The sequence below is a fragment of the Shinella sp. JR1-6 genome, assembly GCF_004284735.1.
In the GTDB taxonomy this organism is placed as follows: Bacteria; Pseudomonadota; Alphaproteobacteria; order Rhizobiales; family Rhizobiaceae; genus Shinella.
Window position 1 is genome coordinate 149015 of record NZ_SHMI01000014.1, and the last position, 19444, is coordinate 168458.

Below are 19444 nucleotides of genomic sequence, written 5' to 3' on the forward strand. Positions count from 1 at the left end.
GCCCGATGGCCGCGGTCGTCCTGCTCGGCGATATCAATATCGACCTCGTGCTCGATATTCCCTTTTACCCGCCCGAGGGCGGGGAAGGCATCGCCACGCACCAGACCGTGGCACTCGGCGGTTCGGCCACCAACACGGCGATTGCCCTTGCCCGCTCCGGCCACGAGGCCCGCCTGATCGGGCGTATCGGTGCGGATGCCTGGGGCCGGCAGGCGCTTTCGGATCTTGTCGGAGCCGGCGTTGCGACCCGCTGGATCGGCGAGGATCCGGCCGAGCCGACGCAGATCAACGTGGTGACGGTGGGTGCGAGCGGCGAACGCACCATGTTCGCCTATCGTGGCGCCAATGCCCATCTCGTGCCGGACGACATTGCCGAAAGCGCCTTCGAAGGCGCCGCGCTGTTCCATCTCTCCGGCTATGCGCTGCTTCAAGCCCCCCAATCGCAGGCCGCCTGCCGCGCCATCGATATTGCAGCAGCGCGGAGCATCCCCGTCAGCCTCGACGTGCCCAGCGGCGTCGCCTCGACAATCGCCGGCAAGGTGCTGAGCCTTCTGCCGAAGCTGGACATGATCCTGCTCGACGGCGCCGACCTTCCCCGCCTCCTGCATCGGCCGCAGGGGAGCGACCTTGAACCGATGCTCGCCGCGCTGCTGGCGGGTGGCGTGCGACGCATCGCGCTCAAGGGGGATGGAGCCGCATCACGCCTCTGCCGACGCGAGGGCACCGACAGCGCCCCGTGGTTTTCCACCGCGGCAGTGGACACGACCGGCGCCGGCGATGCCTTCGCTGCCGGCCATATCCACGGCAGCCTCACCGGCCTCAGCGGCCCCGACTGCTGCCGCCTCGCCAACGCCTTCGGCGCCGTCGCCGTGACGCGCAAGGGCGCAGGCATCGCCATGCCGGGCCTTCAGGACGCCTTGCAGCTGATGGCGCGCTGATCCAGGTTTTGCGACAGACGTGACCTTTTCCAAGAAAAGGCCGCAGGCGGGTACGACCTGCCAAGGATGCTCGCGCGCGGCGGTGCCGCTCCGTCCCGATAGAGGATGGCTCGCGACCAAAGACGGGCGTCTGAAACGGGGCGAAGACATCGGGCATCCTTGACTGAGCAATATACTGCTCATAATATCCTGTGCAATCATCCCTGTCCTGAAGACAGCAAACCGCACGCTCTCCATCGCCTGCTGCCGATGTCCGAGACACCAAAGGAGTTGCCCCATGAAGATTCGTGATTTCGGCGTTGAAATCTGGATGAACCGCTATGAAAACAATTGCGAACTGAACATCGCCGAGACCTGTGTCGAATCTCTGACCATCGCCGAGCTCCTGGAGATGGCGGGCAAGACCGACACGATCCTCTCCGAGCTTCTGCCGATGAAGCTGACCTACGGGGCGATCGAGGGCAGCGAGCGCCTGCGCAAGCTGGTCGCCGCCCTCTACGAGAAGCAGGCGGTGGAAAACGTCGTCATCACGCATGGTGCGATCGGCGCGAACGCGTTGGTGCACGGCACGCTCGTCGAGCGCGGCGACCGCGTCATCTCCGTGCTGCCGACCTACCAGCAGCATTATTCCATCCCGGAGAGCATCGGCGCCGACGTGCAGATCCTCCGGCTGACGGAGGCGACCGGTTTCCTACCCGATCTTGAGGAACTGAAGCGGCTGGCGACGCCGGGCACGAAGCTCATCGCCATCAACAACCCCAACAATCCCACCGGCGCACTGATGGATCGCGCCTATCTGGAGAAGGTCGTCGAGATCGCCCGGGCCGCCGGCGCCTGGATCCTCTGTGACGAGGTCTATCGCGGCACGGACCAGGAGGGCGACGGCATGACCGCCTCGATCGCCGATCTCTACGAAAAGGGCATCAGCACTGCCAGCATGTCGAAGACCTTCGCGCTTGCAGGTCTGCGTCTCGGCTGGATCGCCGGACCGGTAGACCTGCTGCACGCCGTCTCGATCCACCGCGACTACAACACGATCAGCGTCGGGATGCTGGACGACCACTTCGCCGCCATCGCGCTGGAGAACCGTGACAAGATCCTTGCCCGCAGCCGCGCCATCACCCGCAGCAACCTCGCAACACTTGCGGCCTGGGTCGACGGCGAGCCGCTGGTCTCCTGGATCAAGCCGAAATCCGGCACAACCGCGCTCCTGAAGTACCACCTGCCTCTCTCCTCCGTGGAGTTCTGTGAAGGGCTGCTGGCGCGCACCGGCGTGATGCTGACGCCCGGAAGCGCCATGGACATGGAAGGTTATGTACGGATCGGCTTCACCAACAACGGCACGGTGCTGGCGGAAGGGCTGAAACGCATCTCGACCTTCCTGCGGGAACAGCAGGCAGCGGCCGCCTGAGCAGGGCCGGGTGCCGACGTCGCCCCGCTCTGTCCAAGTGGACAGTTGTCTCAATAGACGGCCTCGTCAGGTGTTTGCACCTTTTTCGGCATAGGCAGGCCCGCGCACGGCCGGCATCGAGCCGGTATGCTTGGAGAATTCGCCGATCGGTCGCGGCCGGCCGACGAGATAGCCCTGCACCTCCTGGCAATCTTCGGCGCTGAGGAAGGCGAGTTCTTCCGCCGTCTCCACGCCTTCCGCAAGGACCGGCAATTCGAGGCCGCGGCCAAGGCCGAGCACGGCCTTCACGATCGCCGCCGCCTGCCCGTTTCCGTCGACCGAGCGGATGAACGATGCATCGATCTTGATCTTGTCGAAGGGAAACGCCCGCAGGTTGGAAAGCGAGGAATAGCCGGTTCCGAAATCGTCCATGGCGATCCGGACCCCGAGGGCCTTCAACTGGCGTAGCGTCGCAAGGGCCCGGTTGAAGTCACGGATGAGAGCGGTTTCGGTGATTTCCAGTTCGAGGCGATGGGGCGCAAGGCCTGTCTGGAGCAGCGTTTCGTGCACCAGCTGGGCGAAATGGGCACTGTGGAGCTGGATCGGCGAGACATTGACGGCAATGCCGAGCGGATGCGCCCAGCCCGCCGCCTCCCGGCAGGCCTCACGCAGCACCCATTCGCCGATCGGCAGGATGAGCCCGCATTCCTCCGCGATGGGAATGAACACGTCCGGTCCGATACGACCCCGCTCGCGGCTGTTCCAGCGCAGCAGCGCCTCGAAGCCGACGACCTCCCGGTCCGCGGTACGGGCCTGCGGCTGGTAGACGAGAGAGAGCTCGCCCCGCACGATGGCGTGCCGCAGGTCGTGTTCGATGCGGCGACGTTCGCGCACCTGCTCGCCCATGGCGCTCTCGAAGAAACGGTAGATGCCGCGCCCGTCCGCCTTTGCGCGATAGAGCGCAGTGTCGGCATGGCTCATGAGCGACGTCCGGTCGGCCGCGTCCGCCGGAAAGAGCGCGATACCGATGCTCGTCGAGATCAGGCCGTCCGTGGCGGAAGCATTCTCATTTTCCGTCCGCAATGCATCAAGCACGCTCTCGGCGATCCGCCCCGCCTGCATGGGATTGCTCAGACCAGGCGCGATGATGGCGAATTCGTCACCGCCAAGCCTTGCCATCAGCTGGCCCTTGCGCAGGACCCTTGAAGCCGACAGCGCCACCTTCTGCAGCAGCTTGTCGCCAGCGGCATGGCCGAAGAGGTCGTTGACCTCCTTAAAGCGATCGAGATCAAGGCAGAGCACCGCCAGATGCGACCCGCCCAGACGCCCGTTCGGCTGATGGGCGGCGATCTGCTCGTCGAGCTCGCTGTTGAAGCTGTTTCGGTTGGCAAGGCCCGTCAGGGTATCGTGGTGGGCAAGGAAGTGGATGTTGTTTTCCGCCTTCTTGCGGGCACGCAGGTCCCTGACGGCGATGGCGCTGTGCGGCGCGTTGGCAAAGCCGATCGGCCGGGAAACCACCTCGACATCGATCATTGCCCCGTCAATCGCGCGCAGCCGCGTTTCGAAAGCCGTGTTCGGCCTGTCCGCGAGCTGGCGACGGGCCGCCGCATCGGGCAGGAATGTCGCAAGCGCGGCGCCGATCACCTGCTCCTGCGGGCAGGCGACGAGTGTCTCGAAGCTGGCATTGGCCGAAACGACCACCCCCTGCCGGCAGACCAGAAGGCCTTCGAAGGCGGCATTGGCCAGGGCCCGCATGCGCTCCGATTCCCGCTCGGCAAGCCGGCGGTCGCGAATGTCGAGCGCGAGCGCGGCGAAGGTCAGAAGCAGGATGGTGAATGCCGCGATCGAGACCAGCACGGCCAGCCAGCCCGTCGGGATAGCCAGCGGGGAGACTTGATAGCGTGGATCGGGAACGATCGCCGCCGCGCCCATGGCCGTGAAATGATGGCTGACGATGGCAAGGGTCAACAACAACGCTCCCCCGGCGAGTGCCGCCTTGCTGCGCTCGCGCAGACCGACCGGCAGGGCACAGGCGCCGATCACCGTACCGAGTATGATTGAGGCGGCGACCAGCACCGGGTCCCACTCGATGCGGCCGGGAATTTCGAAGGCGGCCATGCCCGTGTAGTGCATCACCGCGATACCGCCGCCGACAACTGCCCCACCCAGCCAGCGCGCAAACCGGATACGGGCCAACGCGACCGAAAGCCCGAGGCGCGTCAGCAGGATCGCATCCAGCAGCGAGACCGCCGTGAGCGCGATGTTGTAGCCGGTCGGCATGGCCGGGGAGAAGGCGAGCATTGCGATGAAGTGCGTGGCCCAGATGCCGAAACCCGTCGCCGTCGCGGCAACCCACAGCCAGATCGTCCGAAGCGGCCCCTGCGTACGCAGCACATGGTGCAGGAGGCTGATCGCAGCGAAGGAGGCCAGGGTGCAAACCAGCCCGGCGAGGAGCACGAGCCGCAGATCGTGCTCGTTCACGAGGCAGCCATATACCGTCAACATTCGCTAAAACTCCATCCTGTGCATGCTCGGGGTGACACCAACCGGCAATCCGCTGCCTGATGCGGCCTGCAACGAAGCCCGGGACCGGCATCCCTTTCGGGCTTGCCGGTCCCGGACATCTCAGAACTCCTGCCACTGATCGCCCTGTGGAGCATGGGCGAGGGCGGCAGAGCCGGAGAACGCACTTGCGACCTTGCGGGTCAGCGCCCGGACGGGAGAACTCCCGGAAGAGGGAACGACGGCAACCGGAGCATGCTCCCGCTCGTGCAGCTTGAACTGGGCCAACAGCTGAGAAAGAGCAGTGACATCGCTGGAGAGGCTGTGCGTTGCCGCCGTCGTCTGTTCAACCATGGCCGCATTCTGCTGCGTGCCCTGGTCCATGGAATTGACGGCCGTGTTGATTTCCGAAAGTCCGATCGACTGCTCACGCGCCGCCTCGACGATGGCGACGACATTGCGGTTGATTTCCTGTACCTCCGTCGCGATCGTGCCAAGCGCGGCACCCGTTTCGCGGACCTTCTGCACGCCAGCCTGCACCTGCTGGCTGGAAGCGCCAATGAGGTTCTTGATATCCTTGGCGGCCGCCGCCGAACGCTGGGCGAGTTCACGCACTTCCTGCGCGACCACTGCAAAGCCCTTGCCGGCTTCCCCGGCTCGGGCAGCCTCGACGCCGGCATTGAGCGCCAGGAGGTTCGTCTGGAAGGCGATCTCGTCGATCACGCTGATGATGTTGGTGATCTCGCCGGAGGATTTCTCGATCAGCTGCATCGCCTCGATCGCGTCGCGCACCACGATGGCGGAGCGCTCCGCCCCTTCCCGGGTGCGGGCCACGAGTGTGCCGGCCTCTTCCGCTCGACGGGCCGAATCCTTCACCGCGGTCGTGATTTCCTCCAGCGCAGCCGCCGTCTCCTCGACGGATGCGGCCTGCTGTTCAGTCCGGCGGGCGAGATCGTCCGCGCCCGAGCGCATCTCGTTTGCACCGGCATTGATGCTGCGGGTGCTTTCCTCGACCCGCTTCAAGGTGTTCTGCAGCTTGACCATCGAGTCGTTGAAGTTGGTGCGCAAGCCATCGAGATTGAGACCGAAGGGCTCGTGGGCGCGGTGGGTCAGATTGCCGTTGGACAGCTGTTCGAGGCCCGTGGCGAGCGCGTCCACGGCGGCCTGGATGGCGGCGGCCTCGCGTGCCTTCTGGGCCTCGCGCTCCAGCCGCTCGTTTTCCGAGAGGCTGCGGTTCGATGCCGCTTCCTGCTCAAGCCGGATGCGCTCGACGGCGTTGTCGCGGAACACCGCAACGGCGGCGGCCATCTGGCCGACTTCGTCCTTGCGGCCAAGCCCCGAAACCGGCGCTTCCGTTTCTCCCTCGGCAAGGCCCAGCATGCGCTGACGAAGGGCATCCACCGGCCGGGTAATGCCGTAGATGGTTATTGCGAGCGATGCGGCCAGTGCGGCCACCAGGACGAAACCGAGCGCTATGAGCGACGACTTGATCGTGAAATCCGTTCCATTCGCCAGGACTTCGGTCTGCGCATCGATGGATGCGGTGTTCTCATCGATGAATGTGCCGAGCATCTTGCGAAGCTCGATAATCGCGACGTCCTGCTGGGCGAGGATGGGGCGGGCCGCGTCATTCTCATTGCGCGAACCGAACTCAACGGCCTTGCTCAACTCTGCAAAAATCGCCTGAGCCTTGCCAATCATGCCATCAATAGCGGTCGCCGCTTCCGGCAGGCGCTGCTTGGCTGCCTCGAAGCGCTCGATCGCCTGCTTCGAACTGTCTGCAAAACTGCCGAGGAGTTGCTGCATTTCCGGTGCCTTCGCATCGTAAGCGAGGACCTTGTAGGCGACATAGGCCGCGGTGTGCACACTCGTATTGGCCCGCGACAGGAGCAGGGTCGCACGGTTGTCGCTCGAGACAAACGCGCTGTAACTCTCATCGGCGCGATGGTAACTCCAGGACAGGTAAGCAATGCTGGCAATGACAATCGCGCTTAGCGCGACGACCGGAACCAGCACTTTCGTTATGATCTTGGCATTCTGCAGAAAGGACATGAGTGCCTCGCGAGGATGGAAAAACGGTGGTGCAACCGCCTCATCCGCGCATCAACGATGCCGCCCGGCCCATTGCGGGCAGGCAACCAATGCCACATTGTTTTCGGGAAATGTGGAACTCCGACTGAGCAGATGGGGTAATCGACTAGGAAAAATATTACATCTATTTGTTAATTCGGGATTAAACTGGAAATATTACTCGGAAAATACCATAGATTGCAAAAATTGAACTGTACATCTCACTGAACATTGAGTTTATCTCATTCACCTGAACAAAATTCACCGGTATAGAACAGGAATTTACTTCCTAAGAATGCATATATTATAAAAATACACGCATTCTGTCCGTTTCCACTACCAATGCGATCAAAATCGACCTCATATTCCCGAAAAGAGGGAATGAAGGGTATCAACCGCGCCTCTACAGGGAATACAGAGTGGGGACGCTACCGGCGTGCAGTCTTGAGAACCCAGGAGCAAAACCCGTCGATCAGCGGCTCATGACGCCGGGCGTGTTTGATGTTCATGTAATAGGCCCGTCCCGAGGGCATGCGGTGGCGGGAGGCGAGCACGACCCGTCCCTTTTCCAGTGCCCGTTCCGCGAGAAAATCCGGAACCAGCGCGGTACCAACCCCGGCCATCGCCATTTCCAGCCCGAAGACATAGTGGCTGGAGCCGATGAACATGGATCGATCCACGGGTGTCGGCCAGAGATTGCCGGCCGTGCGGGAAAAGGCCAGCCAGTCGTCTCCGAAGACCGCCTCCTCGACATCATGCGTGATGAGCTGACTTCCTCTCCCGTGCTCGGGGGAAATCGCGATCAGCGTCTCGTCAAACAGCTTGCAGGACCAGTAACCCGATTTCAGCGGAGTGGTCGAAAAGAACACGTCCGCAATGCGGTCGCTGAGGTCCATGTCTTCCGCATACATCTTGACCCGCAAATGGTTGCGCCAGCCGGCCTGTGCCGAGCCCCCCAGCCGCGGAATGAACCAGCCGAGCCCGAAGCAGCTGCACATGGTGACCCGCAGGAAGCGACTGGAGGCCGCAATACCGTTTCGGACGGAAGAATCGATCTCAGAGAAAGCATATTTCAGGCTTTCGGCGATCTGCCGCCCCCGATCGGTGAAGGCGATGCTGCGGCCCTGCTTGACGAAAAGCTCCTCGCCGATCTGCTCCCTGAGACTGCGCAGCTGATGGCTGATCGCGCTCGAGGTTATGCCCAGCTCCCGTGCCGCGCCCGCCAGCGAGGCATGCCGGTAGACACATTCGAACACCTGCAACGACCGAATATTGTAGTGCATCCGCGAACCCGCTCTCCCCTCGCCCACCTAACGAAGGAGAAAACTATCCGGGATGCGCCCTCCGACAATAGAGGAACAGAGCTTCACAGATGTTTTGCAGGATTTATTCCTTATTTATGAATATCTCACTCAACAGTTGAGTCGATATAACCACCCAGGCCGTGCCGGGATACCGATTTGCGCCCATAGCGTGCCAGATGAGCGGCATGCCTTGCTTCAAACGCAGCGGCCTGCCGACATCCTTCGCCGGAAGTTCGTCATCATCGTCCCCCGCCACATTCAGCCCCAAGCGCCCTTGCCTTCTGCGCGGTCAGGAGGTGGCCGCCGCCTTGCGGTCCCTGCCTGCACCGGCAATGGTGGTCAGCGCCGAGCGGATGGCCGATGGCGACGATGCCTTTGCCAGCGCACAGGTGGCCGTGGCGAGCGAGCCGACGCGGATCGACTGGCCCCCACGGGCATTGGCAAGCGCGAACATGCTCTCATCCGTGAGATCGTCGCCGATCGCTATCGGCAGGCGCCCCGCAAAGGCAGGCTGTTCCAGGTAGCTGGCAACAGCTTCTCCCTTGTCAGCGCGCGAAGGGCGGATCTCGAAGACCATCTTGCCGGGCTGCAGCACCCAGGCGCAACCCGCCTCCTCGGCAAAGTCGCGCATGATCCTCTCGAGCGCCGTGTCATAGGCCGGCGCAAGCCGGTAATGGGCCGCGACGGCAGCGCCCTTGTCCTCGATGAGCACGCCCTCCATCCACGCCGTCTGCTCGACGAGCCGTTGCTTCAGCGCAGCGAAGGCCGGTGTCGCGGAGACGACCGACGTCGCTCCGTCCGCGCCTCTGAACTCCGCACCATGCAGGCCGGCGATGGGAAAGCGGAAGGGTGCAAACAATCCATCGGCGAAGGGAAGACTTCGCCCGGTGACCAGCGCCAGCGCGCCGCCAAGGCGGGCGGACACGGCATCAAGGTCCGCCGGCAGCGACAGGGGGACCTGAATGGCATCGGGTGTCGCGGCAAGGTCGAGCAGCGTCCCGTCAATATCGAGGAAAAGCGCCCAGCGCTCGGGCTCGTCGATGAGGCGGCGGACAAGATGACGGGTTGCGGCATCCGAAGGCCGCAATTTCTCCAGTTCGTTCATCGGCAAGCAAGTAGATCGCAACCGCCGCGAGGCAAGGGCTGACGCCGAAACGGCGGCCGGAACAAGTCTTTCCCCGGCGCATTGTGCCCTCGCACCGGGCAGAGGAGCCGACATGAGCAATCAGAAGAAGAAGCCGCAACCGATCGAAGAAAACAGCGCCCCCGTCGCTCATGGAGCCGATGACCTGCCGGTCGTCAGGGTGACGAGTTACAATCTCGAACTGCGCGACAAGGACGGCTTCATCGGCGACAAGGCCAACAAGGCCGCCTTCCGCAACACGATCGAGGCGTGGCGCAAACGGGTCCGCACCGGCGGCCCGGATCCGCTGGGCGACGTGCCGACGGACGGTCTTTCCAAGAAGGAGATCGACGCGCTGCTTGAAGAGGGGGAAACGGAGGCCGCTTCCCTGGTGCTGGCGGCAATCGATGACTTTGCGACGGAACTTGCCGGCATTCTTGCGCGCTATCTCAGGGAGGAGGCCTGGAAAGGCACGGAGCGGATCGTGGTCGGCGGCGGCTTCAAGGACAGCAAGGCGGGCCTCATGGCGATTGCCCGTGCCCAGATCCGGCTCAAGGCCGAGGGGCTGAAAGTCAATCTCGTGCCGATCGCGCATCATCCTGATGAAGCCGGGCTTATCGGCGCCGTGCACCTCATCCCTTCCTGGATGCTGAAGGGCCATGATGCGATCCTCGCCGTGGATATCGGCGGCACCAACATCCGGGCCGGCATCATCAAGCTCAATCTCGACGACCAGCCGGATTTCTCCAAGGCCAGGGTCTGGAAATCGGAACTGTGGCGGCACGCCGACGACGAACCCCGCCGCACCGCGACCATCGAATATCTCGCGCGGATGATCGAAGCGCTCATCGCCAAGGCGGCGAAGGCCAAGCTTGCCCTCGCGCCGGTCATCGGCATTGGCTGCCCCGGCATTATCGCCGCCGACGGGTCGATCGCGCGGGGTGGCCAGAACCTGCCGGGCGGCAATTGGGAGAGCACGCATTTCAATCTTCCAGAAGCCCTGCGCAAGGCAATCCCAGATATCGCCGGCCAGCCGACCTTCGTCATCATGCACAACGATGCCGTCGTGCAGGGCCTGTCGGCAGTACCACGAATGACGGATGTGGCGCGCTGGGCGACCGTGACGATCGGTACCGGGCTCGGCAATGCCAGTTTTGCTCGCAAGGAAACCTGACGCCGTCCATGCGTGAATGCCGTGGCATCGCTGCAGACGCCATTATGGCTCGTCGGTCACATCATCCAACACGGGAGCACCGCTTCGGGCGAGATCCCCTAGGCTGACCGCGCGACACCGCTTGCGGCGATGGTCCTGTCGCGGCCAGCGGCCTTCGCCGCCAGCAGCGCGGCATCGGCCCGCGTCACGAGTGTCTCGACCGAGCCGCCCTCGGGCGACGCCGCCACACCGATCGAGACGGAAACCTTTCCGAGGATATGACCCGCATGGGACAGCGCAACACTGCTGATCTTCTGCCGCAGCATCTCCGCAAGCTCGATACCCTGCTGTTCGCCGAGCGACGGCAGGAGGGTGGTGAACTCCTCTCCGCCGAAGCGAAAGGCATCGCCGACAGGCGCACAGGTATCGCGTAGCGTCTGCCCGACGAACTGCATGACGAGATCTCCCGCATCATGGCCGTACTGGTCGTTGAAGCGTTTGAAGTGGTCGATGTCGATCATCAGGCAGGCAAGTCGTTCGCCACCGTGCTTGCGGGCATGCCGATGCAGCGTTTCGTCCAGGAAGCGACGGTTGAAGAGCCCGGTGAGCGGATCGCGGATCGCAAGCCTTGTCAGTTTCTCCCGCAACTGAAGGTTCGCGATCGCCAGGCCGACATTCTCGGCGATAAGTTCGAGATAGAGCCGTGGCCCCATCGCACCGAGAACCTCCCCGCCCGGCTCCTCCAGATAGAGCAGGCCGATCATTTCACCCAGTGCGGTCAGCGGAACGCAAAGGGCCGTCACCCCGGGAGGGGCGACATGCTGGCAAGGAACGTCCGAGCCGCTGTCATTGCTGTGATGCGCCCGTCCGCGGCGCAGCCCCCAGCATTCGGCGGCAGGAAACACCGCCGCCGAATGCTCAGGGTCGAGCCAGGCCCCCACGCGCATCAGGGAGGCGTCTTCATCGCTGAGAATGTAGAGCCCGCCTGCAAGCCCGGGAAAGATCTGCGGCGCGAAGCGGACGATCACGTCCGTCAACTCCTCCTGGTTCTGACAGGCCTGCACCCGGTGCATCATCTGCAGGATCAGGTCCTTGGTATGCTGGTCCGCCCGCCGTTCGGCATCGAGCCTTTCCCGCTCGATCAGGTTCGTGCGGAAGACCTCGATGGCTTCGTTCATCTCGCCAATTTCATCCGCACGGCGGTCGATCGGAACCTCGACGCTGTAGTCCTGCCTGGCGAGCCGGCTCACGATCCCCGTCATCCGCCGCAGGGGCATTGCCACCCGTCGCCGCAGGACGAAATAGAGCACCGCGACGAACAGCGCGCCTGTCAAGGCCAGCATGATCTTGGCGACAAGGCTCCACCAATTGCTGCGCAGACGGGCGGCTTCAAGCTCGGATGCCGTCCGCGTCGCCGTGAGATCGCGAAAATGGGCGACCATCTGGAGCAGCTCTCCCTGGACCCGCTCGTGCTCCGGGCCGAACAGGGCCGTCTGGGCCGCCGCCTTGTCACCGCGCTGGAACGCCTCGACCGCCGCCGACTCGATCTTGTCCAGTGCCTCGGCATTCGCGTCGACCGCCAGCAGGGCCTGCGCCTCGGCCGCCGTCAATGTCCGGGCGGCAAGCTTCGAAGCCGCCGTCTCCCGCCGTCGCTCGGCCTGCTCTTCCGCATGAAACGCCTGCAGGTGGCGCTCCTCGCCGCGCATCACATAAAGCCGCGCCTCGTCGCTCCTGACCTCCGCACCGAGCGCCAGTTCTTCGGCCAGCGTATCGAGCAAGAGATGCTCCTCGGCCGCCGCGCGCTCCTGAAGCGCGCTGCGCGACGACATGATGAACGACGCACCGGACAGCGCCGTCAGGATGACGGTGATGCCGTAAGCCCAATTGGTGATTGTGGTTATCCGCATCCTCTTACAGTGTCAGGTGCTGCTTGAGCGAGGATTAAGGAAAGATAGCATTTATAGTAATCGGACAGGCCAGTGGGGGCCATTCCGCCGCACGGAAGGCCGAACGATCGTCCGGCCTCCACGCTTCGGCGTCAGTTCGTGAACAGCAGCAGCGAGAACACGCCGAACAGGGTGAGGTGCATGAAGCCCTGCATGGCCGAGGTACGCTGGCCGAGATAGGTCAGCAGCGTCAGAACCAGCGTCAGGGCGAGGAGTACCGTTTCCGTCGGAGTGATGCCGAGCACGACGGTCTTGCCGGCTACGAGCCCCACGGTCAGCACCGCAGGCACGGTCAGGCCGACCGTCGAGACGAACGCCCCGAGGCACAGGTTAATCGCCCGTTGGGTCTCGTTGTTGAACGCGGCCTTGACCGCCGTGATCGATTCCGGCGTGAACACGATGATGGCGATGAGCACTCCGCCGACCGCGACCGGCGCACCCGCGCTTGCCACGCCGTAGTCGATGACCACGGCAAGGTCATGGGCGAGAAGCACGATGGGCACCATGAGGGCGATGAGCAGCACCGCATGCACCATGTTCTGACGGCGGTCGGCGGCATCGCCGGGAGCAGGCTCGGCGGGAAGGCCCCGCGCCGGCGACAGACGGATGGAAAGCGCGCCCGCCTCCGGCTGCATGAAATAGCTGCGGTAGCGCCCCATCTGCAGCAGCAGGAATGCACCATAGAGCAGGACCGTGAACACCGATAGAGCAATGGCCTGCGAGGGCCAGAAGGTTCCGTCGCCGGTGCTCAGCGTGTTGGGCAGAAGCAGGGCTGTTCCGACGAGCACGACGGTCATCGAGATGAAGGCCAGAGCCCCCTGCGCATTGTATTCCTGCTCACCATAGCGCAGCCCCCCGACGACGAGGCATATGCCGGTCACGAGGTTGAGGATGATCATCATGACGGCGAAGATAGAATCGCGGCCGATCGTCGGCGCCTCGTTCGGCCCCATCATCACGGCGGCGATCAGGATGACCTCGATGGAGACGATGGAGAGCGTCAGAATGAGCGTGCCGTAGGGCTCGCCGAGGCTGTGCGCCAATTCATCGGCCTCGCCGACGACACCGAAGGCAGCCATGAGGATTGTGGCAAACAGCACCAGAAAGCAGATGCCGGCCACGACCGGCGTCATGTCGGGCGAAAGCCAGGCCTTGCCACCGAGCTGGAAGGCGGCGACAACCAGCCAGGCCACGACGATCTTGAAAATGGTGTTCTTGGGAATGGAGAGGGAGGGCATTATCAGCGACCTTCTAAGGGGCCGTCCCCGATCGTGTCGTCACGGCCGGGTCGTCCCAGCCGAAGCCCTGCAGGCGCTGGCGACTGTGTACCGTTTCGCGCCGTCAGCGTCCATAGAAACTTGCGCACGGCACCCTCCCGGTATCGGCCGGTCCCACGCTCAGTTTTCGAACAGCACGAAGGCGGCCCAGACAAGCGGGTCCTGCGCCGTGGGTATGCGGCCTTCGATGGCGTCGCGCCGGGTGCTGCGCAACGCTTCGGCATAGGCTTGCCCGTCCTTCAGGTGCTCGTAGAAGCGCACCATGAAATCGGCGGTGCCATCGTCGGCGACGGGCCAGAGCGTCAGCAGGGAGCGCCTGGCACCGGCGAGATTTGCCGCGGTCGGCAGGCCGCGCAGCCCCCCGACGAACGCCTCGTCGCCGCGCCCGGTTTCGCAGGCCGAGAGTACCAGCAGATCGAGGCCGGAGAGATCCCAGCCCATCAGTTCGAAGGCGTAGAGCCGCCCGTCCTTCTCGTCGCGACGCATGGCGCGCGTATCGCCCGACCGGGCGAGGATGACCTCGCTCTGCCACAGCGTATCGACATTGCTGGCACCGCCATTCTTCGCGCTGCCATAGGCGCCGTGCGTCGCCAGATGGGCGACGGTCGCCCCCGTCATGCGCTCGCGCAGTGCCGCCTCGCCAACAGCAGCTCCCGAAAGGGTCTCGATCCTCAAGCCCGGGCCGGACAGGACTTTGCCGATCGCCTCCACCTCGCGCAGCGTGCCCGGCAGCGGCATGGCACCCGCCTCCTCGCCCTTTGCGTAATCGATGCCGCCGGCCAGCACGACCCGGCCTTCGGAGGGCAACGCACGGTCCTCGACAGCCCGGTATAGCGCTTCCGGCTCGGTCAGCAGCCTGAGCGTGAAGCGCTCTTCGAGCAACCTGCCCGCAGGATCCTCGAGCAGGGAGAAGGGCAAGGCAAACAATTGTCCATCCGGCACGATGAAGACGGTCTTGGCACCGGCAATGTCGGCGTCGATCGGCGCGATCAGCCCGTCATGCAGCCGGGAAAAGGCGCGCTTGCTCGCCTGCACCAGCAGCCCCCTGCCCTCCCCCGTGCTGCGATCACGCGTCTGGAGCGCGGCCACCATATCCTCGCCGCCCACCAGCAATCTGCGCGGATCGCCGAGCCCCCGCAGGACCGGTGCCGCACCCTTGCGCCAGACGATGGCGTAAAGCCGCGCATCTGCGATCGGATCGGCGCTTTCACGGTCCACGCGCCACTTACGGGTCGTGAAATACTGGACGAGCACCTGATCCCTGCCCAGAAGATCACCCGGGGTCGGCAACGGCTGGTTCAGAACCTTTTCTCGATCCAGCTGGTAGCGCGAAACGATACGCTCATGCAGCTGCTGCTCCAGCGCCTTGGTGTCGGAGAGATAGGCATAGGCGAGATCCTGCTCGACATCGGCGGCGAAGATTTCACGTGCAATGCGCGACAGGCGCGTGATGCGGTCGAGCAGGCGCACTGTCTCGGTATCCGAGCGATCGACCATGCGGGCAACTTTCAGCGCATTGTCCGCATCGGCAGTGGCGAGCGAGGGCCAGCGCCGGGCGGCATCGGCAAAGGCGGGTACGGCGGAGGTGTGCTGTTCGGCAAAGCGCGCATAATCGTAGAGCATGCCGTCCGCCATGGCGCGCACCGCCTCGCCGACCTCCCGACCGCCCGCCACGGAGACCTGCAAGTGCACCCAGCGCAGCATGTCCTGGTCGATAGCAGCGAATTCCTCCGCAGCCGTGGCGGGATCCGTCGCGGCCTTTGCATTGGCAAGGGCGATGCGCCCGGCAACGGCGAGCGGGTGACCGGTGCTCATCTCGCCCCCGGCAATGCTGTAGGCCTGCTGCAGGTGCTTGATCTGCCGTTCCACGTTGCCTGCCTTGGCAAAATGATCCGCCAGCAGATTGGCCGCCTTCATGCTGAGGATCGCCGGATAGTTGGAATCGGTGACGAGCGCCTCGATACGCCCGAGCGCCGCCGCATCCATCGGCCGGGCGCCCGAGAGCAGATCGGTATAGGCAAGCCAGGCCTCCATGCCGGCAATCGTCACGGGATCGCCAAGCGCCTGCGATATCTCCAGGCACAGCGCGAAGTAGCGACGCGCCTCGGCATAATCGCCGAGATCGAGATAGTTCTGCGCGGTGTTGTTGGCACTCACCAGCGTGTTGAAATGGTTCTGGCCGTAGTGGCGGGTGCGGTTTTCCAGCACCTTCAGGTCGTATTCCAGCGCCCGGGAAGGCGAGCCCATGCCGCGCAGCATGTCGGCGAGATTGTTGGCGATGCGCCACGTGATGGTGTCGTCGTCGCCAAGCGACTTCTGCGCGATTTCGTAGTTGCGCCGTTCGAGATCGATTGCTGTGCCATACTGCCCGACTTCCGACAGTGCGCTTGCCAGCTTGTCGGTTGCATGGATCAGCTCCGAGGATTCATGGCCGTAGAAACGCGCATAGAGATTGGTCGCCATGGAGTAGAGCGGCACGAAATGCTGTCCACTGTCGGGCACTGCGGTGCGGAACTCCGCATAGGCAAGGTAGAAGTCCGCAAGCTCCTTCACCTCGGCGCGGATGGCGGATGTTTGCTCCGCCTCCCGGAAGAGTTCCGCTGCGTCGTCGTTGAGGCCGCTCGCCTGGAAGCTGCGTGCGGCCTGCGTATAGTGCCGCAACGTCACGGCATGCAGCTCCGTCTTCGCCGAAGCGGCCAGCGCAGCGCGCAGCCTTTTGCGGCCCTCCTCCAGGCGCTGGCTCTCCAGCAGGCTGTAGGCGGTGCGCACCCGGGCGTCGACGTCCTCCGCGCTGTCCCTGCCATGGACCTTGCGAATCCGCTCTTCGTAGAGTTCCGCCAGCGCATCCTGCCGGTCCTTGTCGCCGAGCTGGCCTTTCGCGTCCATCAAAAGTTCAAGCAGGAGATTGGCCCGGGTTTCCTCCACCGGCTCGAGCGTTGCGAGCAGTTCCCCCATGTGCGGATAGTAGTCGGCGTCGACGCGCGCCGCATCGCCCATGCGCATCGCATAATCGGCCGCCGAGACCGCATAGCTTGCGGCAAGCCAGGTCTCTCCCTCCGTTTTGAACCGGGCGCTCGCCGCCTCCGCCTTGCGGCGCGCGCCCTCCAGGTCGCCGCCCTCCGCAAGCGCCTTCATCTCCGCCGCGATGACGTCCGACCGCGCGATGGCCGCCTGCGTCGGGGCCTTTGCAGAAGCCGGCATGGCGAGGAAGATGAAAAGGACGAGGGAGAGAACGATACGGAGGGAAAGCTGCATGAGGACACTTCTTGACGATATCGAACGGCTTTGCCGGTCGCGGGCGCGACCCAGATAAGACGATCAACATAACCGGCTTATTTCAAATTCAAGACCGGAATGGATCTCGCTCTTCGTTTTCGGCGACGGTCAGGCGAGCCGCCGGTCTTCATGCTCGCGGTTCCGGCAGGCAGTCAGGCAAGATGGCATCGTGTCGCTCGCGGGCGGGACGAAAAACAACGCCTGCCCCACCGAAGAGACTGCCGACCTCATCCGTTGAATAGGCAGTCGAAGCGAAATCGGCCTTGAAAGCACCAATGAAGTGCTTTATATATTTAGCTATGGCAACGAAGTTCACATCCAGCCTCAGGCTCGACCTTCAGCCCACCCCGGACATGCGTCGAGCACTGTCCGAGACGCTGGCGGCCTACCAGCAGGCCATGGCAATCCTGGACCGGACCAAGGGCGCCAATGTCGTGGCACTGCACCAGGCGGCCTATGAAGACATCCGCACCGCGACAGGGCTTCCCGCCCGCCTCGTGACACTCGCATTGCGCGACCACGGCCGCCGCAAGCCAGGAGAGATCGTCGCGGACATTCCGCTCGACTCCAAGCTCTTCGCGGTCAAGGGCCCGGACAGCGTGAGCATCGCAACGCTCGGCGGGCGTATCGTCCTGTCCTATGCGGCAAGCGGTTATCGCGACGGCTGGACGGATTTTGCCGAAGCGCGGCTCGTCTTTGCCGGGTCGTCCATCTGTCTCTATGCCGGCATCCAGGCCGGCATCCATTCGAAGAAGGAGGCTTCCATGTCCAACGAAGGTATCCTCGCCCGCCTCGGGCGCGTCATCGCCGGCGTCGTCAACACCGCAGTCGATGCCGCCGAGGCATCGAACCCGGTCGCCGTGGCACAGCAGGCCGTCCGCGAGATCGGCACGATCGCCGAGGAGGCCCGCGCCGCGCTCGGCGTCGCCATGGCCGCCGGCCACCGGCTGAAAGCCAAGGCCGACGACCTCGATGCGGAGATCCGCGACCTCGACGAGAAGATCAAGGTCGGGCTGGAAAGCGGCCGGGAAGACCTCGCCCGTGCCGCCACCGGCGTCCAGATCGATCTCGAAGCCCAGCGAGACGCCCTCTCTAAGGCCATCCTGGAAAATGCCGGCGAGATTGCCGATGCCGAAGCGACGCTGCGCAGCATCGCCTCGGCCCGCGCCGATGCGATGAAACGGCTGGAGGACGCACGCCGCGCCGAGCGCGCCGTCCCACCGGCCGCCACGCCCTCCCAGCGCAACGACCGGCGCCTTGCCGATGCGCTGGAGGCCGTCGAGCGCGTCACCGGCGTTCCGTCCAAGCCGGCCATGGAAGGCACGGCGGAGGTGGAGGAACTGGGACGCCTGCAACGCCAGAAAGCGATCGAGGCACGCCTGGCCGCCTTCAAGCACGGTGAGCGCTGATGGATTCCATCGTCCACCCGGGCACCGCTCCCTTCTGGATCGCGCTTCTGACGGTGGCGGGTCTCGGCATCGTCGAACTTATCTCGGTGCTGCTCGGCGCCTCCGCCTCCGGACTGATCGAGGACGGCCTCGACTTCAACGGGCCGGGTGATGCGGAATCAGGTCTTCTCGGCGGGTGGATGTCCTGGCTCAATGCCGGCGGCGTACCGATCCTCGTGCTCGCCGTCATCCTGCTCTCCGCCTTTTCCGCTGCCGGCTTCGCCCTGCAGGCGGTCATTTCGCAGTTCCGCGAGCCGCTGCCGCTCTACGCTGCCGTCACCGGCGCGCTTGCCGTCGCCATTCCCGTCACCCGCTGGTCGTCGCGCGGGTTGGCACGGATCATCCCGCGCGACGAGACCAGCGTGCAGGAACAGGCCGATTTCATCGGTCTCGTCGGCACGGTGACGCTCGGGCCGCTCGACCAGGGCCATCCCGGCACGGTCCGGATCAAGGATCGCTACGACAACATCCACACGCTGCGTGCCCGGGCCGTGCCCGGGCATGTGATCGAGACGGGCGCGTCCGTGCTCATCGTCGACGGGAAGGACGGCCTCTTCGAAGCCATCCCCGCCCCCGCGGTGCTCGAAGACAGCCACTATCCCAACAACGGAGGGTAAACGATCATGGACTTCCTCTCGGTAGGAATCATCGCCGGGGTCATCGTGACGGCGGTCGTCGTCATCGGCATCATCATGACCTCGCTCTATACCCGCGCCACGCGCGACAAGGCCTATGTGCGCACGGGCCTTGGCGGCAAGAAGGTCGTGCTCGACGGCGGGTCGGTCATCCTGCCGATCTTCCATTCCTATTCCTGGGTGTCGCTCAGCACGCTGCGGCTGGAGGTCAAGCGCGCCGAGAACGAATCGCTGATCACCAAGGACCGCATGCGCGCCGACATCACCGCGGAATTCTATGTCCGCGTGAAGCCGGATTCGGAAAATGAGAGCGGCGGTGCAAAAGTCGGCCACGGTAGCGGCGGCATAATGCTGCTGCGGGCGGAGTAAAATCCGGCCACCT

General features: G+C 64.2%; 12 protein-coding genes and 1 pseudogene. 6 read left to right on the forward strand and 7 right to left on the reverse strand.

Annotated features, from left to right (window positions below; all coding sequences use genetic code 11):
* Window positions 1-5: 5 nt before the first annotated feature.
* Window positions 6-938: a carbohydrate kinase family protein gene (locus tag EXZ48_RS22445; RefSeq protein ID WP_130518387.1), complete on the forward strand. Its 933-nt coding sequence runs from the start codon at window positions 6-8 to the stop codon at window positions 936-938.
* Between the two features lie 277 nt (window positions 939-1215).
* Window positions 1216-2349: an aminotransferase gene (locus EXZ48_RS22450; RefSeq protein ID WP_130518389.1), complete on the forward strand. Its 1134-nt coding sequence runs from the start codon at window positions 1216-1218 to the stop codon at window positions 2347-2349.
* A 66-nt stretch (window positions 2350-2415) separates the two neighbouring features.
* Here the strand turns inward: EXZ48_RS22450 and EXZ48_RS22455 are convergent, their stop codons facing one another.
* From EXZ48_RS22455 to otsB, 4 genes are all read right to left on the reverse strand, one after another.
* On the reverse strand, window positions 2416-4833 hold the full coding sequence (locus EXZ48_RS22455; RefSeq protein WP_130518391.1) for an EAL domain-containing protein: 2418 nt from the start codon (window positions 4831-4833) through the stop codon (window positions 2416-2418).
* Window positions 4834-4953: 120 nt separating this feature from the next.
* A complete protein-coding gene (locus EXZ48_RS22460; RefSeq protein ID WP_130518393.1) occupies window positions 4954-6882 on the reverse strand; it encodes a methyl-accepting chemotaxis protein in 1929 nt (642 codons plus the stop codon).
* A gap of 446 nt (window positions 6883-7328) precedes the next feature.
* On the reverse strand, window positions 7329-8183 hold the full coding sequence (locus tag EXZ48_RS22465) for a LysR family transcriptional regulator (RefSeq protein WP_130518395.1): 855 nt from the start codon (window positions 8181-8183) through the stop codon (window positions 7329-7331).
* Between the two features lie 310 nt (window positions 8184-8493).
* Window positions 8494-9309: a trehalose-phosphatase gene (gene otsB / locus EXZ48_RS22470; protein ID WP_130518426.1), complete on the reverse strand. Its 816-nt coding sequence runs from the start codon at window positions 9307-9309 to the stop codon at window positions 8494-8496.
* Between the two features lie 112 nt (window positions 9310-9421).
* On the opposite strand from otsB, the gene EXZ48_RS22475 reads away from it, so the two are divergent.
* On the forward strand, window positions 9422-10501 hold the full coding sequence (locus tag EXZ48_RS22475; RefSeq protein ID WP_130518397.1) for an ROK family protein: 1080 nt from the start codon (window positions 9422-9424) through the stop codon (window positions 10499-10501).
* Window positions 10502-10599: 98 nt separating this feature from the next.
* On the opposite strand, the gene EXZ48_RS22480 is transcribed toward EXZ48_RS22475, so the two are convergent.
* From EXZ48_RS22480 to EXZ48_RS22490, 3 genes are all read right to left on the reverse strand, one after another.
* Complete coding sequence (locus EXZ48_RS22480) at window positions 10600-12387, reverse strand: diguanylate cyclase (protein ID WP_130518399.1); 1788 nt, start codon at window positions 12385-12387, stop codon at window positions 10600-10602.
* Between the two features lie 131 nt (window positions 12388-12518).
* Window positions 12519-13664 carry a calcium:proton antiporter gene (locus EXZ48_RS22485; RefSeq protein WP_130518401.1) on the reverse strand — a complete coding sequence of 382 codons (1146 nt, stop codon included), beginning with the start codon at window positions 13662-13664 and terminating at the stop codon, window positions 12519-12521.
* Window positions 13665-13823: 159 nt separating this feature from the next.
* A complete protein-coding gene (locus EXZ48_RS22490) occupies window positions 13824-16958 on the reverse strand; it encodes a CHAT domain-containing protein (RefSeq protein WP_130518403.1) in 3135 nt (1044 codons plus the stop codon).
* A gap of 320 nt (window positions 16959-17278) precedes the next feature.
* On the opposite strand from EXZ48_RS22490, the gene EXZ48_RS22495 reads away from it, so the two are divergent.
* From EXZ48_RS22495 to EXZ48_RS22505, 3 genes and pseudogenes are all read left to right on the forward strand, one after another.
* Window positions 17279-18388 carry a PspA/IM30 family protein gene (locus tag EXZ48_RS22495; protein ID WP_165909384.1) on the forward strand — a complete coding sequence of 370 codons (1110 nt, stop codon included), beginning with the start codon at window positions 17279-17281 and terminating at the stop codon, window positions 18386-18388.
* Window positions 18388-19044, forward strand: a complete 657-nt coding sequence (locus tag EXZ48_RS22500; RefSeq protein ID WP_130518407.1) for an OB-fold-containig protein — start codon at window positions 18388-18390, stop codon at window positions 19042-19044. Before EXZ48_RS22495 ends, EXZ48_RS22500 begins: the two co-directional genes overlap by 1 nt.
* Window positions 19045-19050: 6 nt before the next feature.
* Window positions 19051-19368: pseudogene (locus EXZ48_RS22505) on the forward strand (SPFH domain-containing protein); the annotation flags it as partial.
* Window positions 19369-19444: the final 76 nt, after the last annotated feature.

Bases quoted from the DNA above. Each gene is read 5' to 3' on its own strand.
- EXZ48_RS22500 (WP_130518407.1), top strand. From the start codon at position 18,388: ATGGATTCCATCGTCCACCCGGGCACCGCTCCCTTCTGGATCGCGCTT.
- EXZ48_RS22465 (WP_130518395.1), bottom strand. From the start codon at position 8,183: ATGCACTACAATATTCGGTCGTTGCAGGTGTTCGAATGTGTCTACCGG.
- EXZ48_RS22455 (WP_130518391.1), bottom strand. From the start codon at position 4,833: ATGTTGACGGTATATGGCTGCCTCGTGAACGAGCACGATCTGCGGCTC.
- EXZ48_RS22445 (WP_130518387.1), top strand. From the start codon at position 6: ATGGCCGCGGTCGTCCTGCTCGGCGATATCAATATCGACCTCGTGCTC.
- EXZ48_RS22485 (WP_130518401.1), bottom strand. From the start codon at position 13,664: ATGCCCTCCCTCTCCATTCCCAAGAACACCATTTTCAAGATCGTCGTG.
- EXZ48_RS22460 (WP_130518393.1), bottom strand. From the start codon at position 6,882: ATGTCCTTTCTGCAGAATGCCAAGATCATAACGAAAGTGCTGGTTCCG.
- EXZ48_RS22490 (WP_130518403.1), bottom strand. From the start codon at position 16,958: ATGCAGCTTTCCCTCCGTATCGTTCTCTCCCTCGTCCTTTTCATCTTC.
- EXZ48_RS22475 (WP_130518397.1), top strand. From the start codon at position 9,422: ATGAGCAATCAGAAGAAGAAGCCGCAACCGATCGAAGAAAACAGCGCC.
- otsB (WP_130518426.1), bottom strand. From the start codon at position 9,309: ATGAACGAACTGGAGAAATTGCGGCCTTCGGATGCCGCAACCCGTCAT.
- EXZ48_RS22480 (WP_130518399.1), bottom strand. From the start codon at position 12,387: ATGCGGATAACCACAATCACCAATTGGGCTTACGGCATCACCGTCATC.
- EXZ48_RS22450 (WP_130518389.1), top strand. From the start codon at position 1,216: ATGAAGATTCGTGATTTCGGCGTTGAAATCTGGATGAACCGCTATGAA.
- EXZ48_RS22495 (WP_165909384.1), top strand. From the start codon at position 17,279: ATGGCAACGAAGTTCACATCCAGCCTCAGGCTCGACCTTCAGCCCACC.